Annotated in this window: 16 protein-coding genes and 1 pseudogene; 13 read left to right on the top strand and 4 right to left on the bottom strand. The window is 47.0% G+C overall.

All coding sequences use genetic code 11. From position 1 onward, the window contains the following. Position 1: 1 nt before the first annotated feature. Positions 2 to 1,195: a fatty acid desaturase family protein gene (locus HYN46_RS01685; protein ID WP_114897824.1), complete on the bottom strand. Its 1,194-nt coding sequence runs from the start codon at positions 1,193 to 1,195 to the stop codon at positions 2 to 4. Between the two features lie 67 nt (positions 1,196 to 1,262). Next, positions 1,263 to 2,390, bottom strand: coding sequence for a ferredoxin reductase (locus tag HYN46_RS01690; protein WP_228254856.1), 1,128 nt, complete (start codon positions 2,388 to 2,390; stop codon positions 1,263 to 1,265). Positions 2,391 to 2,658: 268 nt separating this feature from the next. Between HYN46_RS01690 and HYN46_RS01695 the strand changes: the two genes are divergently transcribed. Beyond that, positions 2,659 to 3,339, top strand: coding sequence for a TetR family transcriptional regulator (locus tag HYN46_RS01695; RefSeq protein ID WP_114897825.1), 681 nt, complete (start codon positions 2,659 to 2,661; stop codon positions 3,337 to 3,339). 211 nt (positions 3,340 to 3,550) lie between these two features. On the opposite strand, the gene HYN46_RS01700 is transcribed toward HYN46_RS01695, so the two are convergent. Further along, entirely contained in the window at positions 3,551 to 4,201 is a 651-nt protein-coding gene (locus tag HYN46_RS01700; RefSeq protein WP_114897826.1) for a thiol:disulfide interchange protein DsbA/DsbL, read from the bottom strand. Between the two features lie 436 nt (positions 4,202 to 4,637). Here HYN46_RS01700 and ubiG point away from each other — a divergent pair, with 436 nt between their 5' ends. The 5 genes from ubiG to HYN46_RS01725 all read left to right on the top strand — a co-directional run bounded on the left by ubiG (position 4,638) and on the right by HYN46_RS01725 (position 9,231). Continuing rightward, positions 4,638 to 5,426 carry a bifunctional 2-polyprenyl-6-hydroxyphenol methylase/3-demethylubiquinol 3-O-methyltransferase UbiG gene (gene ubiG, locus HYN46_RS01705; protein WP_114897827.1) on the top strand — a complete coding sequence of 263 codons (789 nt, stop codon included), beginning with the start codon at positions 4,638 to 4,640 and terminating at the stop codon, positions 5,424 to 5,426. 14 nt (positions 5,427 to 5,440) lie between these two features. Then, the gene (gph, locus tag HYN46_RS01710) at positions 5,441 to 6,100 is read left to right on the top strand and encodes a phosphoglycolate phosphatase (RefSeq protein ID WP_114900520.1); all 660 of its coding nucleotides are present in this window, start codon (positions 5,441 to 5,443) and stop codon (positions 6,098 to 6,100) included. A 159-nt stretch (positions 6,101 to 6,259) separates the two neighbouring features. After that, positions 6,260 to 7,039, top strand: coding sequence for a YciK family oxidoreductase (locus HYN46_RS01715; protein WP_114897828.1), 780 nt, complete (start codon positions 6,260 to 6,262; stop codon positions 7,037 to 7,039). An 81-nt stretch (positions 7,040 to 7,120) separates the two neighbouring features. Next, the gene (locus HYN46_RS01720; protein WP_114897829.1) at positions 7,121 to 8,125 is read left to right on the top strand and encodes a bile acid:sodium symporter family protein; all 1,005 of its coding nucleotides are present in this window, start codon (positions 7,121 to 7,123) and stop codon (positions 8,123 to 8,125) included. Positions 8,126 to 8,223: 98 nt separating this feature from the next. Then, complete coding sequence (locus HYN46_RS01725) at positions 8,224 to 9,231, top strand: sulfate ABC transporter substrate-binding protein (RefSeq protein WP_407640765.1); 1,008 nt, start codon at positions 8,224 to 8,226, stop codon at positions 9,229 to 9,231. A 435-nt stretch (positions 9,232 to 9,666) separates the two neighbouring features. Here the strand turns inward: HYN46_RS01725 and argH are convergent, their stop codons facing one another. Continuing rightward, positions 9,667 to 11,124, bottom strand: a complete 1,458-nt coding sequence (gene argH / locus HYN46_RS01735; RefSeq protein ID WP_114897831.1) for an argininosuccinate lyase — start codon at positions 11,122 to 11,124, stop codon at positions 9,667 to 9,669. Here argH and HYN46_RS01740 point away from each other — a divergent pair. The 7 genes and pseudogenes from HYN46_RS01740 to HYN46_RS01770 all read left to right on the top strand — a co-directional run. Then, positions 11,115 to 12,260 (top strand): sensor histidine kinase, encoded by a 1,146-nt coding sequence (locus tag HYN46_RS01740; RefSeq protein WP_162818061.1) that lies wholly within the window; start codon positions 11,115 to 11,117, stop codon positions 12,258 to 12,260. The two genes, argH and HYN46_RS01740, sit on opposite strands and share 10 nt — an antisense overlap. Before the next feature lie 203 nt (positions 12,261 to 12,463). Further along, positions 12,464 to 13,198 (top strand): LytR/AlgR family response regulator transcription factor, encoded by a 735-nt coding sequence (locus HYN46_RS01745; protein WP_114897833.1) that lies wholly within the window; start codon positions 12,464 to 12,466, stop codon positions 13,196 to 13,198. A 146-nt stretch (positions 13,199 to 13,344) separates the two neighbouring features. Further along, positions 13,345 to 14,361 (top strand): hydroxymethylbilane synthase, encoded by a 1,017-nt coding sequence (gene hemC / locus HYN46_RS01750; protein ID WP_114897834.1) that lies wholly within the window; start codon positions 13,345 to 13,347, stop codon positions 14,359 to 14,361. A 16-nt stretch (positions 14,362 to 14,377) separates the two neighbouring features. Continuing rightward, positions 14,378 to 15,142, top strand: a complete 765-nt coding sequence (locus tag HYN46_RS01755; protein ID WP_114897835.1) for a uroporphyrinogen-III synthase — start codon at positions 14,378 to 14,380, stop codon at positions 15,140 to 15,142. Between the two features lie 70 nt (positions 15,143 to 15,212). Beyond that, positions 15,213 to 16,241, top strand: coding sequence for a hypothetical protein (locus HYN46_RS01760; protein WP_114897836.1), 1,029 nt, complete (start codon positions 15,213 to 15,215; stop codon positions 16,239 to 16,241). After that, entirely contained in the window at positions 16,238 to 17,521 is a 1,284-nt protein-coding gene (locus HYN46_RS01765; RefSeq protein WP_114897837.1) for a heme biosynthesis HemY N-terminal domain-containing protein, read from the top strand. Before HYN46_RS01760 ends, HYN46_RS01765 begins: the two co-directional genes overlap by 4 nt. Positions 17,522 to 17,662: 141 nt before the next feature. Further along, positions 17,663 to 18,094: pseudogene (locus HYN46_RS01770) on the top strand (acyl-CoA thioesterase); the annotation flags it as partial. Positions 18,095 to 18,223: the final 129 nt, after the last annotated feature.

Here is an 18,223-nt window from a genome sequence, read left to right on the forward strand (position 1 = left end):
ATTACAGCGGTGCGTATTCTGCTGCTTTCGCTAAGCGTTTGAATACTTTACCGGTAATGCCTTTTTTCTCAGCTTGCAGGTTCAATGTCGTACGAATGCTTTTTACAGTTTCGTTCGGCAGAGAGTGAATCGCGATACGCTTCACCACACCCGTCATTTGTTTAGCAAAGCTACCAGTATTGTAGTGTTGACCAAACTCAGCACAGATTTTTTGCACTTCAGGCGCCATTTCCACATAGCGGTTAGCTGGCATATCAGGGAACATATGATGTTCGATCTGGAAGCTCAAATTACCGGTTAAGAAGTTGAAAACCTTGCCGCCGATCATATTGCTTGAGCCTTTCAACTGACGCAGATACCATTCGGCCTTGGTTTCTTTATCCAGATTGTTTTCAAACATTTCGACGTCTTCGGTGAAATGACCACAGAAAATAATCGAGAAAGCCCAGACATTACGAATCAGGTTGGCTGTCACGTTACCTGCAAGTACTGGCAAGAACATTGGACCTGCAAGCACTGGGAATACCACATAGTCCTTGGTAAATTGACGGGTCGCTTTCTTGGCAAAGCTGCCGCCTTTTGAGAGCACCTTCGTTAAGGGTGCTTTGCCATCTAAGAAATCTTCTAGATGCAAGTTTTGCAAAGCCAATAACCATTCAAAGCCGACCATCAAGGTAAATGCCATTGGCAAATTGGCCAGATTACGCGGTTTCCATTCTTGGCTATCAGTCATGCGCAGTACGCCATAGCCGATATCGTGGTCTACACCCAACACATTGGTATATGTGTGATGCATAAAATTATGGGTGTGTTTCCAGTCTTCGCCTGAACATACAGTGTCCCAGTCGTAGTTCGCGCCATTCATGCTCGGATCGTTCATCCAGTCAAATTGACCGTGCATGACGTTATGACCGAGTTCCATGTTTTCTACAATTTTGGACACGCCAAGGGTTACTGATGCCAATAACCAGACAGGCGGAATCCAACCGCCAAACATCAATGCACTGCGACTCGCGATTTCTGTGTAACGCACGAAGTTACGCACACGGTAGATGTATTTGGCGTCTTGTTCCCCGATCTTGGCGCGGGTTGCATCACGCAGGGCGTCGATACGACGACCAAACTCTGCGACTTCTTCTGGGGACAACACACGGCTTTTACGGTTAAAACGAGCTTCAGGATACAATGTACTCATGATTATTATCTCTTTTAATTCAGTTAATTAGGTCTAATATGGTTTTGTGTTTGTAGATCGCTAAGGCTTACAGATCAATGACCACTTCACTGATCGCTGCATTGACGCAAAGCTTGATTTGGACATTATTTTGATCGTTAATTTCACCAGTAACCTGATTACGTACAGAGCCTGAAACCTTGGTACAGACACAGGCATTACATACACCCATGCGGCAACCATAAGTCGGGGTCAGTCCGGCGGCTTCGGCAGAAGCGAGCAGGTTACCTTTGGCTTCGAATTCACGTTGGCTACGGCGGAAGTTCACCAATTGTGCTTCGGCATTTTCATCGACTTTGATTGGCAAGAAGCTTTCTTGACGCATCTTGTCTGACCAGCCAAAGGATTCCCAAATTTTACGGGTTGCTGTCATGAGGCCTGGGGCTGCACAAACATAAGTTTCGCGAGTTGCAGCGTCAGGGCAGATCCGCTCTAAGGTTTCGACATCGAAGAAGGCTGGTTTTTCAGCAGAGTCAACGATGATATTCAAGTCGAATTGTGGGTAAGCGGCTGCCAATGTCTCAAGTTCCATGCGGAAAGCAGGATCACGTGAGTAGTAAATTAGCGTCACAGGAAGCTTTGAACGTTCCAGCGCTTGCTGAATCATCGGGACGATCGGGGTAATACCGCTACCTGCAGAGATGAACAGAGCAGGCGTGGCTTCCTCAGTCAGCATGAACTCACCTGAAGCAGGTGCAATCTCAAGGACATCACCAATCTTGGCTTGTTTTGCCAGATAATTTGAAACACGGCCTTGGCGTTTAACTCCAATGACCAAACGACCTGTCTTGGCGTAGTTTTCTGGTGTATTGACCAAGCTATAAGCACGCTGATGACGGACACCTGCGATGGTTACGGTCAACATGATGAATTGACCTGCTTTAAAAGTCTTGAAGCGACGATTCAACAAATGATTGGTTGATAACGTCACTTTCACCATGTCGTCTTCGATGTATTCGATGTTCTCAACACGAGCCATCGTACGTGTGACGGTCCACAGTGGATTGATCTTTGCTAAAACAAAATCGACAAAATCTTCACGGACCCAGTGCGGCTTATAAGCGGCTGGTTGATAGTTTGTGCTGCTGGTAAGAGTGGCTTGCATATCATTCCCCTTGGCTTGCCATGTGCAGTTTGCTGCGGCTGGCGCTTTCATTTGGTTGTGCTTAATTAAATTATGTACAATACGTTCTTAAGTGAACGCATGTAATCTTTGTGAACACTTGTACACTAATATACGTGAAATTTTATTTTAGTCAACACTTGTACACTGAAAATTTTTATTAAATTTGTTTTTTGATGTTGCGCCGAATTTGTTAGACTCGAACCCTTGGTTTTTTGGGGCTATTTGTTTTGATCGAATAGTCGTTTTTTTAAGATATTTTCTTTAATCTGTTTCATATTAGTAGTTGGATGATTCGCCTATGTCTTTACGCGACGAGCGCAAACAGCAAAGTAGACAAGCCTTGCTTGATGCCGCGCTTAGCTTGAGTAGTGAAGGCGGACGGTCTTTTGGTACGATTAGTCTGCGTGAGGTTGCACGCGAGGCGGGGCTTGTTCCTACAGCGTTTTATCGACATTTTCAGGATATGGACGAGCTCGGAGCCGATTTAGTCGACTATGTCTCAGGCACCCTCCATCGTTTACGCATGAGCCTGCGAGATGGTTTTGCCCTGTCATCCAGCAAACCGATCAAGACTTCCACAACGCGAGATAGCATCGAACGTTTCTTTCAAGCAATTGCCAAACAGCCGAACTATTGGGCCTTTCTGGTTCGTGAGCGCTGGGGAGCATCGGTTGTGGTGCGCCGTGCGATTGATAAAGAAGTGCGTTTTTTTACGGTGGATATGGCAGAGGATCTGCATAAGCTGCCAGCATTCTCCTTGCTTGAGCGAGAAGATCTGACAATTATCTCTGAGGTGCTGGTTAACCTTGCCTTTACATGGGCGATGACCTGGATCACCTTACCCTCATCGGATGAAGAGCTTTCTCTTGAAGAGCAGCAAGAACAATTGATGCAGCGCGCTACGCGTCAAGCTCAGCTTCTTAATCGCGGTGTTTCAAATTGGCAAAGTAATCCTGAGCTGATCACTGCAAAGGTGTAAATCAGGCTGAAAAAAACATGGGCTACATTCGTTTTCACTCGTTGCCTTCCAATCACACATCATTGCTGATTTTGAGCGAAGTTGCGGTCAAGGTCTAAGTGCCATGGTGCATTAGAATGAATGAGTGAAAAAAAACCGCCGCTTACATCAAGTAAGCAGCGGTTTTTTTAACGAGAAGTCCCTTAAATGAGCATATGCGCATTTGTGTCCATTATTTCTTCGCTGTGCGTTCTTTATTCACGAGGAAGTTTACGACTTCCAGAACTTTACCGTCTTCACCCTGTACAACGTATTTGCCATTTACGACAACGGCAGGTACGCCTTCAAGTTGATACTGAATCGCTAATTTTCTAGATTGAGCGACCTTACCGGTGACTGCAAATGAATTATACAGGCCATTGAATTTGTTCGCATCGATGCCTTGACTTGCATAGAATGATGCCAGTGAAGGTTGATCAAACAAACGCTGCTCCTTCACTTGGATCGCGTTAAACAGCGCGCTGTGAACTTTTTCGGTTTGTCCCAGCATGTCTACTGCGTAGAAACCGCGTGCATTTTGTTCCCATAGTGGGTTTAGCGCAGCCGGTGTCCGTACAAAGTTCACATCAGAAGGCTTGGTTTTAAGCCATTGCTGAACGAAGGGATCAAGGCGGAAGCAGTGTGGGCAGCCATACCAGAAGAACTCGCGAACTTCGATTTGACCAGGCTTGTCGACTGGCCCCGGATTAGATAGGACTTTGTAATCTTTACCTGCTGTGAACGCTTCAGTGGCAGCATTGGCTGCGCCTGTTAGGCTTGCGAAGGTGAGAGTGACGACTGCTGCAAAGAGGGATTTTTTGATAAAACTGCGTGGTGTAGTCATAGAGAGCATGTTCATAGGGTTTAACGTCTGAGTGGTCATGAAATATCCTTTACATCCTTGGCTGGAATACTGTGGTTTCGATCAGAGGAGTCGTCACGCTGTGATCGCAGCGGTATCATTGTAGCATCGTCATTGCGGACGCGATTCTAAAAAAGGACAGCACGCACGTTAAAAAGTCTGGGAGATCAGTTTGTGTGCTGGTGATCCTATTGTCACTGAATTTACATGTGTAACATAGGATAATAATCTGAATAATTCAGTAGTTTGTCTGTGAATTTCATGTCCACAGTGTGAAGTTTTATAGGAATCAGTTTGTTTGCCCTGATTTTGTTTTACACTTAGGCTAGACCACGAGGTCGTTGAACTCTTTCTTATATAAAGCATTCACACAACGCAGTCTTTTTATCTTGCTCGAATTAGGAATTGTCTCCATATCATGACTACATTAGATGCCGCACCAGATTCCCAATTAAATTCCGCCGATACTGCTGAAGCGAAGCCGCGTACGGTACACAATGTCGATGCACAAGAGATTGCAAAATTTGAGGCATTGGCATCGAAGTGGTGGGATGCAAACTCTGAATTTCGTCCACTGCATCAGATCAATCCTTTACGTCTCAACTGGATCAGTGATCATGTTGATGCAAGTATTGGCTTAGCGGGTAAGCGGGTACTGGATGTGGGCTGTGGCGGAGGGATTTTGGCTGAGTCGATGGCAAGACGTGGCGCAGATGTATTGGGTATTGATATGGGGCTCGCTCCTCTGGCGGTAGGGCGCCTACATGCCGAGCAAGAAAATGTACAAGGGATCGAGTATCGTCAGATTCCGGTTGAAGAGCTTGCAGCAGAGATGCCAGAACAGTTTGATGTCGTGACTTGTATGGAGATGCTGGAGCATGTGCCAGATCCGGCATCTATTGTGGAAGCCTGTATGAGATTGGTAAAACCGGGTGGTTATGTGTTCTTTTCGACCATCAACCGCAATCCAAAGTCATATTTATTTGCCATTATTGGGGCGGAATATGTTTTGCGGATGCTGCCGCGCGGAACCCATGAATATCAGAAGTTTATCCGCCCTTCTGAGCTTGCAGGTTTTATTCGTGATGCTGGGCTTACGCTCCAAGACATGATCGGACTGCACTTTAATCCGTTGACCCAGAACTACTGGTTAGCGCCGAATGTGGATGTGAACTACATGTTGGCAACCCGTAAGGTTGCCCCATGAGTCAGTTCCTGAATATTAAAGCGGTACTGTTTGATTTGGACGGTACGTTGATTGATACCGCGCCTGATTTTATTCGGATCATCAAGGAGCTCTGTGCCGAGGCTTCGGTCACTCCTCCTGCTGATGAGGTGATCCGCGTTCAAGTCTCCGAAGGCTCTAAAGCGATGGTTCGCGCGTTACATCCAGAACTCAGCGACGATAGTCCTGAATTAATCGGTTATCGCAACGAGTTTCTGCGTCGCTATGCTGAAAACATTGCGGTGCATACCACGTTGTTTGACGGTATGGATGAGGTATTACGGGCTTTGGAAGCAAAGGGTATTCCGTGGGGTATCGTCACCAATAAGCCACGGGGATTATCGGCGTTATTGCTTGAAGCTATGCATTTAAGTGAGCGCTGTGCAGTGTTGGTCTGCCCGGATGATGTTCGACATACCAAGCCGGATCCAGAGCCGATGTATTTGGCGGCGAAGATTTTGGGTATTTCGCCTGAGGACATCGTGTATGTCGGTGATCATCCGCGCGATATCGATGCCGGACGTGCGGCTGGTATGCAGACGATTTTAGCGGCTTATGGCTATTTGCCGCCTGAGCGAGCCGATGATTTAGCCAGTTGGCAGGCAGATTTTATCGTCCATCATGCCAAAGAGTTACAGGCATTATGGGCGGCTTGATGTGATGACGTGTTGTGATGAGAGGTTGTGAGTGATTGTCAACATCACTGTCATGAGAATCCTGTATACCGTTTTAAATGAATATCTTGAATTCAGATGAGTAACGCATTTTTTAATACTTGATCAACACCGATTCAACCCATTAGAAAGGAACGTCTTATGTATCTCCCTATAGATTTATCGACGTATCATGCAGAACCAGATTTACTGAAAAATCGAGTCATTTTGGTGACAGGTGCAGGTGATGGGATTGGCCGAGCGGCGGCATTGGCCTTTGCTAAACATGGTGCAACCGTACTGCTCTTGGGGCGAACACTGAGTAAGCTCGAAGCAGTTTACGATGAGATCGAGAAGCAGGGTGGGGCACAGCCCGCGCTTTTGCCCCTCAATCTCGCTACTGCGAAACTCGATGATTATTTGTCGATTCAGCGCACGATTGATGAAGAGATTGGTCGTTTGGATGGCATCTTACATAACGCTGCGATACTGGGACCTCTAACACCCTTGCAGATGTATGACCCCACCATCTGGGATGACGTGATGAATACCAATCTACGCGCGCCTTTCCAATTGACACAAGCGCTGCTGCCGACTTTGCGAAAGTCCGACGATGCCTCGGTGATTTTCACATCGAGCAGTGTGGGTCGGACTGTGAAGGCGTTTTGGGGCGCGTATGCGATCTCTAAACAAGGGATTGAAGGTTTAAGTCATTTATTTGCCGATGAGCTTGCCAATACCTCGAATATTCGTTTTAACTGTCTGAATCCTGGCGCCACACGGACACAGATGCGTGCGTCAGCTTACCCCAGTGAAAATCCGAACACGCTGCCTAAGCCTGAAGATATTATGGCATCATATTTGTACCTGATCGGCCCAGATAGTAAAGGGGTTACTGGTCAATCCTTAGATGTGCCTCGCGCTGAGTGGTCAAAAGACTAAGCGTAAGATCCGTATTATTTTTTGACTGCCTGTCCTTCCATTGAAGAGACGGGCAGATCGCTTTTGAATTGGATGAGATGAATGAGACGACCGCGCTTTTTACCGGATAACTTTACCTTAATGTTGATCACTGCGGTGATTCTGGCGAGTGTGCTGCCTTGTCAGGGCGTGGTTGCTGTTGGTTTTGATCATCTGACCAATATCGCCATAGGCTTACTGTTTTTCTTGCATGGTGCAAAACTGTCGCGCGAGGCGGCTTTGGCGGGTTTGACGCATTGGCGTTTACATTTGACGGTTTTGGCCTGTACCTTTGTGATGTTTCCAATTTTCGGGTTGGCTCTGCGCCCGCTCCTTGAGCCGTTGGTCACCCCAGCACTTTATTTAGGCATCCTCTATATCTGCGTGCTCCCGTCTACAGTTCAGTCATCCATCGCATTCACTTCGGTGGCGCATGGCAACATCCCCGCAGCGGTCTGTAGCGCATCGGCATCCAGCATCATCGGGATTTTTATCACGCCAATTATGGTTGGACTTTTGATCATGCCGCACTCAGGAACTGGCGGCTATGACTCCAGTTCGGCGGTGTTGCAAATCATTATGCTGCTGTTGGTCCCTTTCATTTTAGGGCAGATTGCGCGGCGCTGGATTTATGCTTGGATTCAACGTCATCCGATTTTGGTCAAAGTGGTGGATCAGGGATCCATTTTACTCGTGGTATATACAGCGTTTAGTCAGGCGGTGGTTGAAGGCTTATGGCATCAGCTACCATTACCGGCATTGATCGGTGTGGCTATTGTCAGTGCTATTTTATTAGCTCTGATGATGCTATTAACCACCTATGGCAGTCGTTTGCTCGGTTTTAATAAAGAAGATGAAATCACGATTGTGTTTTGCGGTTCAAAGAAAAGTCTAGCGAGCGGTGTACCAATGGCAAAAGTCTTGTTCGTCGGACACCCTATTGGGATGTTGGTTCTACCGCTAATGTTGTTTCATCAACTGCAACTCATGGTGTGTGCTGTGCTGGCGCAGCGTTATGCCAATCGTTTAAAGCATACGCCAATCGAATCGAGCGATAAATCTGCTTAGCTTTTTTGTTAATAAGTAAACCTGATTTAATTATTTTTTTAGAAAACACGGAGTTGATACCCTGAAGTCCCACATTAGGCGTAATAACGGGGTATCACGTGTCTCAATCCACTATTAGAAAAACGATATTTGTCGTCAGCGCGGCATTGTCACTCTCTCTTCCTTTATCTGCATGGGCTGAAACGGAATTATTAAACGTTTCCTATGATCCTACGCGCGAGCTCTATACCGACTTTAATGAGTCTTTTGCCAAATATTGGAAAGGTAAAACCGGTGAAGACGTTAAGGTCAAGCAATCCCATGGCGGGTCTGGTAAACAAGCCCGTGCCGTCATTGAAGGACTCGAAGCCGATGTGGTCACCTTGGCCTTGGCAAATGATATCGATGCGATCAGTGATTCTGGTCAGATTGCCAAAGATTGGCAGAAACGTCTGCCATATAACTCTGCTCCTTATACCTCGACCATCGTTTTTCTGGTGCGTAAAGGCAATCCAAAACATATCAAAGACTGGAATGATCTGGTTAAACCCGGTGTGAGCATTGTCACGCCCAACCCAAAAACCGGAGGTGCACCGCGCTGGGTTTACCTGTCTGCATGGGGCTATGTCCTAGATAAAGGCGGTGATGCTGCACAGGCTCAGGACTTTGTGGGTAAGCTCTACAAAAACGTCGCGGTTCTAGACTCAGGTGCTCGCGGTTCACTGACGACTTTTGCCCAACGCGGTATTGGTGATGTGCTCTTAACTTGGGAAAATGAAGCGTTGCTGGCCACTAAAGAACTTGGTCCTGATCAATTCGATATCGTGACGCCATCGATTTCAATTCTGGCGGAGCCTTCTGTTGCAGTCGTTGATAAGGCAGTTGATAAGCATGGCACACGTAAAGTTGCTGAGGCGTATTTGAATTACTTGTATACCCCTGTGGGTCAGGAAATTGTGGCGAAGAACTTCTATCGTCCTCGTGATCCAAAGATCGCAGCGAAGTACGCGAGTCAATTTGCGCCGATCAAACTGTTTACCATCGATAAAGTGTTTGGCGGCTGGCGCAATGCGCAGAAAGTTCACTTTGCGAATGGCGGCATCTTTGATCAGATTTATTCGAAGTGATTGATATTAATGACGACATTGTAGTGGAAAGAATTTTTTAGGTTCTCCTACACATACCCATTCATTTTGATCATCCCTGTGAGTGGGTATGTAGGTGAGCGATAAATCATATTTTTTATTGTATAGAATTATCTGACCACCTTTTGAAAATCGTATTTCAGATATTGCTATTCGGCACTTATCATCAAGAGTTTCAAAAGGGTTTGATTTTAAAACTTCTGAACAACTCAGCATGCTCATTGCTTCAATCATTTGGGGGCTGAAATGATCAACGTTTATAAAAATGATGGCTAATAGCGAGGCTAATATGAAGATTACGATGAATGCGATTTTTTTTCTCATATTTCTTTAGCTTTTACAGGCAATCCAACATAATGACATGGATTCATCAGTCGGCATGAATGGGGGCATGACCCCATTCATATGAGATTCACATTACCCCAACAACGCTTCCAATCTTCCCGCCGCACGTTCAATCGCTGCTTTGACTTGGCGTGGCGCAGTGCCACCCAAATGATCACGTGCTGCCACTGAACCACTTAAGGTCAATACCGCAAAGACATCCTGTTCAATGAGGCTGGAGAACTGTTGCAGTTCAGCAAGCGTTAGTTCTGACAAATCGCGGTTCTCGCGCACACCGAGTGCTACTGCTTTACCGACAATTTCATGCGCATCGCGGAAGGGGATATTTTTCTTCACCAAATAATCAGCCAGATCAGTCGCGGTTGAGAATCCACGCAGCGCGGCTTCTTTCATCACTTCGATATTCGGCACTAGTGCTGGGATCATGTCGGCAAAGGCGAGCAAGCTGCCGCGAACGGTATCAATCGCATCAAACAGCGGTTCTTTGTCTTCTTGATTGTCTTTGTTGTAGGCCAGCGGTTGGCCTTTCATGAGGGTGAGTAGGCTCATCAAGTCGCCATATACCCGACCACTCTTGCCGCGAATCAGTTCTGGTACATCAGGATTTTTCTTCTGCGGCATGATGGATGAACCCGTGCAGAAACGATCTGGGATTTGCACAAAGCGGAACTGCGCAGAGGTCCACAGCACGAGTTCCTCGCTAATGCGCGATAAATGCATCATGATCAAGGCTGCTGCACTGGTGAACTCAATTGCAAAGTCACGGTCAGAGACTGCATCCAGTGAGTTTTCACAGACGGCTTCAAATCCCAAGAGCTTTGCGGTGTATTCACGATTGATGGGGTAGGTGGTGCCTGCAAGTGCGGCAGAACCTAAAGGCAAACGATTGACGCGGCGGCGTAAGTCGATCAGGCGCTCACCATCGCGCAGCAGCATTTCAAACCACGCCATCAGATGATGACCGAAGGTCACGGGTTGTGCGGTTTGTAGATGGGTAAATCCGGGCATAATCGTGTCGGTATGCTGACTTGCCAGTGTCAGAATGCCACGCTCAAGTTTGGCCAGAAGCTGCATCAGCTGGTCGATTTCATCACGTAAATAGAGGCGAATGTCGGTTGCGACTTGATCATTACGACTGCGACCTGTATGAAGCTTCTTACCCGTAATTCCGATCAGGTTGGTCAGGCGATGTTCGATGTTCATGTGTACATCTTCAAGATCGATACGCCATTCAAAACGACCGGATTCAATATCAGCCTGAATGCTGCTGAGGCCTTTGATAATGTCATCACGTTCAGCATCGGTCAGTACGCCGACTGAAGCCAGCATTGTGGCATGGGCGATCGACCCTTGGATGTCTTGACGATATAGACGTTGGTCAAATTGCACAGATGCTGTAAATTGAGCAACAAAGGCATCCGTCGCTTCACTGAAGCGACCACCCCACATGCCTGACGATTCAGTTTTTACAGCGGATGTGTCAGAAGTTGTGGTGTTATTTAAAACAGGAGAATTGTCAGGTGTGGTCATCATCGGTACGCAAACACAAAATAAATGCGAGTATAGCAAATTCACCGAAGAAACAGACCAATAAACCTGTGGTACCGAACGCATCTGTCGAAATAGATCATGCATTCTTTATCCCACGCTTTTCTGAAGGGCGTGCGCTAGTCCGTTTGATTGTGCTTGCCAGCCTATTGGCGTTATTTTTTGCATTGTCCACGTCCTCAAGCTTTGAAATGCTGACGTGGGAGCGTTTATTCGTTTTTACGTTTTTTATGAATTGGGTTGCGGTGAGCTTTGCCATTGTGGCGGAGTTTTTAAGACAGCGCCTGATGCGCTGGTCACGGATCCGTGCCGTATTTGTGTGTTATACGATCATCGCAGTGATCGTGGTGGTGTACACCATATTGGTCAACACGATCGAGGTTCTGACGCATTTAAAACCTTGGGATTCACTCGCGTTACAAGAGCAGGTCATTCATCATTTAGTTCTTGCCATGATTATCAGTGGTGTGGTTTTGCATTACTTATACATGCGTGAGCAATTGCTGATCCGTGAGCGTGCTGAGCTGTTTGCACGTTTAGATACTTTGCAAGCCAGAATCCATCCTCATTTTTTATTCAATTCCATGAATACGTTACTCTCGTTGATCGAAACGGATAGCCATCAAGCGGGAGCGGTGGTTGAGGATTTATCGGCATTGTTTCGCGCAAGCTTACAGTCATCAGGAGAAGTCACCCTTGCCGATGAAGTCATGTTGTGTCGGCGCTATTTAGCCATTGAATCGCTGCGTTTAGGAGAGCGTCTGCAGGTTGAGTGGCATATTCCGGACGAAAGCATATTGAAAGTTCTAAAAATTCCCTCATTAACACTACAGCCCCTTCTAGAAAATGCGGTTGTGCATGGGGTGGAGGTCAGTGCGAATAAGAGTTTGATTACGGTATTGATTGAGTGGGCTGCCGATGAAATAAAAATTGTCGTCACCAATCCGATCCACATGGGCAATGCAAACCACAGTGGACGATCAGGCAATCAAATGGCTTTGAGTAATATCCATGAACGATTGCAGGCGCAATATGGAACAACCGCTCGCCTAACGACGCATCGTGCGCGTGAGTTTTTTACCGCGTATCTTTGCTATCCATTTACAAGAAATGTTTAGGGTTATTGATTTTATTCAGCGCATTATATAGGGTGTATGATGTAGGTTAGTATTCAGTGTTGAATATATACGGAAATGTAATCTGGGACAGAATGATTATTAAAATTAGTTATCCAAACTAACGTAGCCTAAACGTGCCGATGAATAATATTGCCAACAGGTCATGTGCACGAAAACAAGGACGAGGAAAGAGGGAGGTTTAAATGAATATTCTAATATGTGATGATGAGCCTCTGGGTCGGGAGCGTTTGAGTCGCTTGGTGGTAGAGGCGGGTCATCATGTTGTTGCGCAGGCTCCCAATGGTCTGGATGCGTTGGCTAAAGTCAGTGAGTTTCATCCGGATGTGTTGCTGCTAGATGTACGTATGCCAGAAATGGACGGTATACAATGCGCTGAAGCCCTCACTGGATTGCAAAACCCTCCTGCTGTGATTTTTGTGACGGCCTCGGATCAACATGCGATAGAAGCTTTTCAAAAACAAGCGATTGGTTATTTATTAAAACCAGTCAATCGAGATGACCTTTCTGCGGCGTTAAACCGTGCCAGTCGTTTAAATGCTGCCCAAGTCAATCAATTGCGCGCTGCAAATCATGGGGATAGCCCAACTCGGCAGCATATTACGGCGCGTACCCACCGTGGCATGGAGTTGATTCCCTTGGATAGTATTTATTACTTCTTGGCTGATCAAAAATATGTCACGGTTCGTCACGCGGGTGGTGAAGTGTTGATTGATGAAACGTTAAAAGAGCTTGAAGCAGAGTTTGGTGATCGATTTATCCGTGTACACCGTAACGCACTCCTCGCTATTCCTTTCCTTGAGGGCATCGAAATGGTGGCTACAGGGCAATATCAGGTGCGATTCCGTGGAATTGATGAACGATTGGCGGTCAGCCGTCGCCATTTGCCTCAATTAAAGGATAAAATGCATATGTTATAAGCGACCTTTGGTCGTTTAATGATATAGCTATTGAGCGTCAGTTTTCCTCAGCTCAATCGTCCACATGCAGTCAGCCGAGCATCACATGCTCGGTTTTAGTTTATTAATAGAGCGCTTTTGCAAAAGTTGTTTTTGGAACTGATCATATGAATCCTCCCAATGCGTTGTCTACGCCAGTTTCAAGTCCAAATACACCACAAATTCTCAATATTGCGACCCGCAAAAGCCCTTTGGCTTTATGGCAAGCGGAGCATATCAAAGCCCGTTTGCTGGCGCTTTATCCTGATTTACAAGTAAATCTCGTCACTTTTGTGACGCAGGGCGACAAGATTTTGGACACTTCTCTCTCTAAAATTGGAGGTAAGGGATTGTTTGTCAAAGAGCTTGAACAGGCGCTGTTAGATGGACGAGCAGATTTAGCCGTACATTCGATGAAAGATGTGCCGATGGATTTACCTGAAGGCTTAGAGCTTGCCGTGATTTGTGAGCGGGAAGATCCAACCGATGCGTTTGTCTCAAACCAATATAAAAAACTTGCCGATCTACCGATTGGTGCGCGGTTAGGGACATCCAGTTTGCGCCGGTGTAGCCAATTGCAGCATTATCGCCCTGATCTTCGTATTGTGGATTTACGGGGTAACGTGGGCACACGATTATCCAAACTGGATGCTGGAGAGTACGATGCAATTATATTGGCAAGCGCGGGTTTATTGCGGTTAGGGCTAGGTGATCGAATTCGTGAACGATTAGATCCGACATTATCCCTACCCGCAGTGGGTCAAGGCGCCTTGGGGTTAGAGTGCCGAATTGGGGATACTCGAGTATCGGATTTGATTGCTCCGCTAGCTGATGCCAAAACCAACAGTTGTGTGCGTGCGGAACGGGCCTTTAATCACCGTCTGATGGGCGGTTGTCAGGTGCCGATTGCAGGGTTCGCCACGCTCAAACAAGGGGAAATGACTCTTCAGGGCCGCGTGGGCAGTATTGATGGTCAAGAACTACTCAAAGATGAGATTGTCGGTGACCCTGCTCAGGCTGAATTGCTCGGCAAAACATTGGCGGATCGCTTATTGGCTGCCGGTGCGGATCGTTTGCTGGCTCAAGTGAATATTTTCCCCGATCAGGATGCTCAGCTAATTCCTTCCTCAGATCAACATCACTAGCAGGTCGAGCAGGCCTATGTCGATCGGACATTTTCTGAATACTCGCCCCAGTACGCGCGCCGCAGCATTGACCACTGCGGTGCTACAAGCGGGCTGGCGCGTAACGGAATTGCCTCTACTTGAGTTGGTCGCTCTGCCACTGAGTGAGTCCGAGCTCGATTGTCTGCAATTGCTGACATCCGATCCAGTCAGTGTGATCGTTGTGGTGAGTCCGACTGCGGCAAACATGGGTTTACAGGCGCTGGCTAGGCTTGGTATTGCGCCTGATGCACTGGCAATCCGCTGGCTTGCCGTTGGGCAAGGTACAGCTCAAGTTTTGCAAGCTCACAATCTCTATCCTGATATTCCCATGATTGAGACCAGTGAGGGGTTGATTGCTTCAGATTTGCTGGCATCGTTGCCAGCGGGTGCTGCTGTTATGGTCTGGCGCGGCGAGGGTGGGCGCGAGCTAGTGCAAGAGCGCCTCCTTGCACGCGGGGTTTCCTTACAGATTATTAATCTGTATTGTCGACAGTTACCAGAGTCTAGCCTGCAGCAATGGATATCTTTAGAAAAAAAAAGTGACAGTGATTTTCCCAGTGTTGTGTTATTAAGTAGCGGTGAGTCTTGGCGGTATTGGCAAAGATTAGCGGGTGCGCGTGCGCTGGAGCCTTGGTTATTGGTCTTAGGGCAGCGGCTGATGGTGGACGTGAGCCAATATACATCGCGTGTTCAGCAACTGATAGACTTACAGCCTGCGCATATAGTCAGTGTTTTGGCTGAACTGGGTGGTGCATCGTGATTAGAATGAGACGACAGGATTCAAATATGGCGACAGATTTTTTTGCGATTTTTGCAGCTAGGTGGGTGAGATGAAGCGCTGGACGAGTATGGCGGTCTCTTTAGCCGTGATTGCGGGGATTGGTTTTGTGGGCGATCAGCTCTATCAAACAGGCAATCAACATTATCAAGATATCGAAGCACGTCAGGCTCAGCTCGCACTTCAGGTTTCGGATCTGAACGATCGTCTCATTGCAGTGACTCGCGGCACTAAACCGACGTCCGCGCCAAGCGATGTCAAGAGTGATCAAGACACTGCAATTTCAATTTATGCACAACAATTGCCACAGCATTGGCTTAGGCAAAGCGTACAACTGGCACAATCACAATTGGATCAAGCTGCCGTACTCACCAGCCCACAACAATTAAACGCCGCTAATCCCAATTCGTACAGTGCAGCAAAAGACTCCCTGAATCAGGTTAAACAATCGCTACCTTCCTTAGTTGATGGTAAGGCCATTTCTGAGCTAACAGCTTCTGCACTCAGTAGGGCGATAGATGCCGATCTTGTGATGATTGATGAGAATGGGCAAAAGCAGATTCAAGCCAACCAAATTCTTGACCGCAGTATTGCACAGCTCCAACAACAGCTCGATCATATGGCAAGGCAAGGTCCGAGTTTACATGTGACCAGAGCTGCGAATCAGAATACTCAAAAAAACAATCAAAGTAGCACTCAGGCAGCACCCTCCGAACGTTCCTTTTTACAGCGCATCAGTCAACTTGTCGTAATTGAAGAGCCTGCGACTGATGTGCGTGCCAATATGCTTCAGCGGAGTTTATTGTGTCGTGAAGCGGCATTGACTCTTGGCTTGGCTAGACAAGCCTTGGCGCAAGGCCAGTCGGAACGTGTGATGCAACTCTTGGCGGATAGTAACGCGCAATTATCTGGGCTTGTCGATGCTGATGCTCGCCAGGTTCAGTCTACGTTGGCTTCACTCAATGTGGCACAGCATGTGAAGTTACATTTGACGGCGTTTCAATGGTTACCACCTGAGCCTCAGTTAAAAGCACCACAGCCACAAGTCGCTGTGACACCACCACAGGGTGCTACATCATGACCAGTGGCATTCTGCTGACACTATTTAGCTTAATCCTACTCTTCGCGCTGGCGCTGCTTGCAAACGCGTTATCGGATGATCCAGGCTATGTGTTGCTGGTTTGGCAACATTGGCAAGTGCAGAGCAGTGTCGGTTTTTCACTGCTTATGATTCTCCTGCTTGCGGTTGTCTTCTTGCTTCTGTTTTTTATTATCCGCGCTATTTTGTTTGGCTCTTCTTATTATTATCAGAAGCGTAAAGCACTGACACGGCGTAAAACCTTGATGAGTTTGGATGAGTCGATTCGACATCGTTTAGTCGGCAATATCCCAGCTTCCTTTATGTCGATGGAAGAGTCGTTGACTAAAAATAGCTTGAACCTGAGGCCATTTAATAAAAAGAAGGGGTCAGCACTGCATTTACTACAGGCCGATGTGGCGCGCTTAGCAGGCTTTTATCCTTCGGCATTGGAGCATTTGAATCATATCGACAGTGATGACCATGAGCTTGCTACTCTGCTACGCGCTAAGATTGCGCTAGATGCGGGTGAGTTGTTGCAAGCGCAGGGGTTCCTCGATTTCCTGCTCAGTTATCCTGACCGAGGGTTTATTGAACCGGTGCGGGAATCCCTTCAGCCTGCATTTGATCAACATGTTGGATTGGTTTGGAGTCAGTTGGCAGTGCTACAGCCATGGCAGATGTTGTCCAATAGTCTGTTTCCACATACGCAGTCGATAGACTGGTCTGGATGGCTGAAGAGTCTGACACTGGCACAGCAACCTGATGATGTGCTTGAGCGCGTGGGTCGTTTGCTGCAATTGATGCCACAAGCCGATCAAGATCAGCAGGTGTGCTTGTTGTTTGGTTTGCTGCATCGAGTCGGGGCTAATCAAGCTGCGTTTGAGCTCGCACAGCGCACATTGGCGGATCGACTGGAGATTGACCTGCTGGATCAGTGGATGAGTCTTGCGTTGACGCTCCCGGAAGATCAGGCGACAGACGCCATTAACACGCTACTGACCAGTCTAGAGCAGCGCTATCCTGCACAGCCTGATGTGGTTCTGGCCCAAGCCCGCTTTGCGCGACATCAAGCTCAGAAACAAGGTTTGGATGAGGTCAGTCTATTGGCTATACAAGCGCGTTTAGAGCCTTATCAATCGTATGCGCTTATTCAACATTATCAACTCATTTGGCTTATTGAAGAAAACAAGCCTTTAGATGATGTGACACGCAGCACCCTACTCAAACGGCTACAGGCCAATGATGAGCAACAATTCATCTGCGATAATATCGTGCATTAAATTGATTTTTAAAATTTCGTCATAGATCCTGCCGTATAATGCATTTAAGCCAGCGTGTAGGATCGTTTTTTGTTTTGAAAACGGGACTTTATAGACAGTTCTTATTTATCGATATTTGAATTTTTCTTTGGAATTTCCACCATGAGTTCACTCAAAGAATTTGCTGTGATTTATCTTCAGAATGTTGCTTGGGGCGACATGGATGCGGTTGGACATGTGAATAATGTCATGTATTACCGCTATATCGAAAGTGCGCGCGTTGAGTATCTCAATAAACTTGATGCCTTTGGTCAAGGGTTGTCGGCAGTGATTGCATCCAGCAGTTGTCGTTATTTACGCCCCGTATTTTTTCCGGATGTGCTTGAAATCGGCGTACAAGTGGTCGAGGTGCGTAATTCAGGTTTTCGTATGGCCTATACGCTTTTTAGTACGGCACAACAAGAGTTGGTTGCGACGGGCGAGGCTATTGCGGTCATGGTTGATGCAAAAACCTTAGAGAAAGCAGCGTTGCCTGCTGAATTACGGCAACGGATCTTTGCGCTTGAGCTCACGGTGGGTAATGATCTATTGCATCAAAATGAGCATGAAGAACGGAGTGGCCTAACGGCAGGTCTGACGCATGCCGCACGATCATTACGTCAAAATCTACGTGAAAATATCAAAGAAGGGATCAAAGAAGGCCGCGAAACCTTCAAAGAAGGT

The sequence above is a fragment of the Aquirhabdus parva genome (assembly GCF_003351745.1).
Taxonomy (GTDB): Bacteria; Pseudomonadota; Gammaproteobacteria; order Pseudomonadales; family Moraxellaceae; genus Aquirhabdus; species Aquirhabdus parva.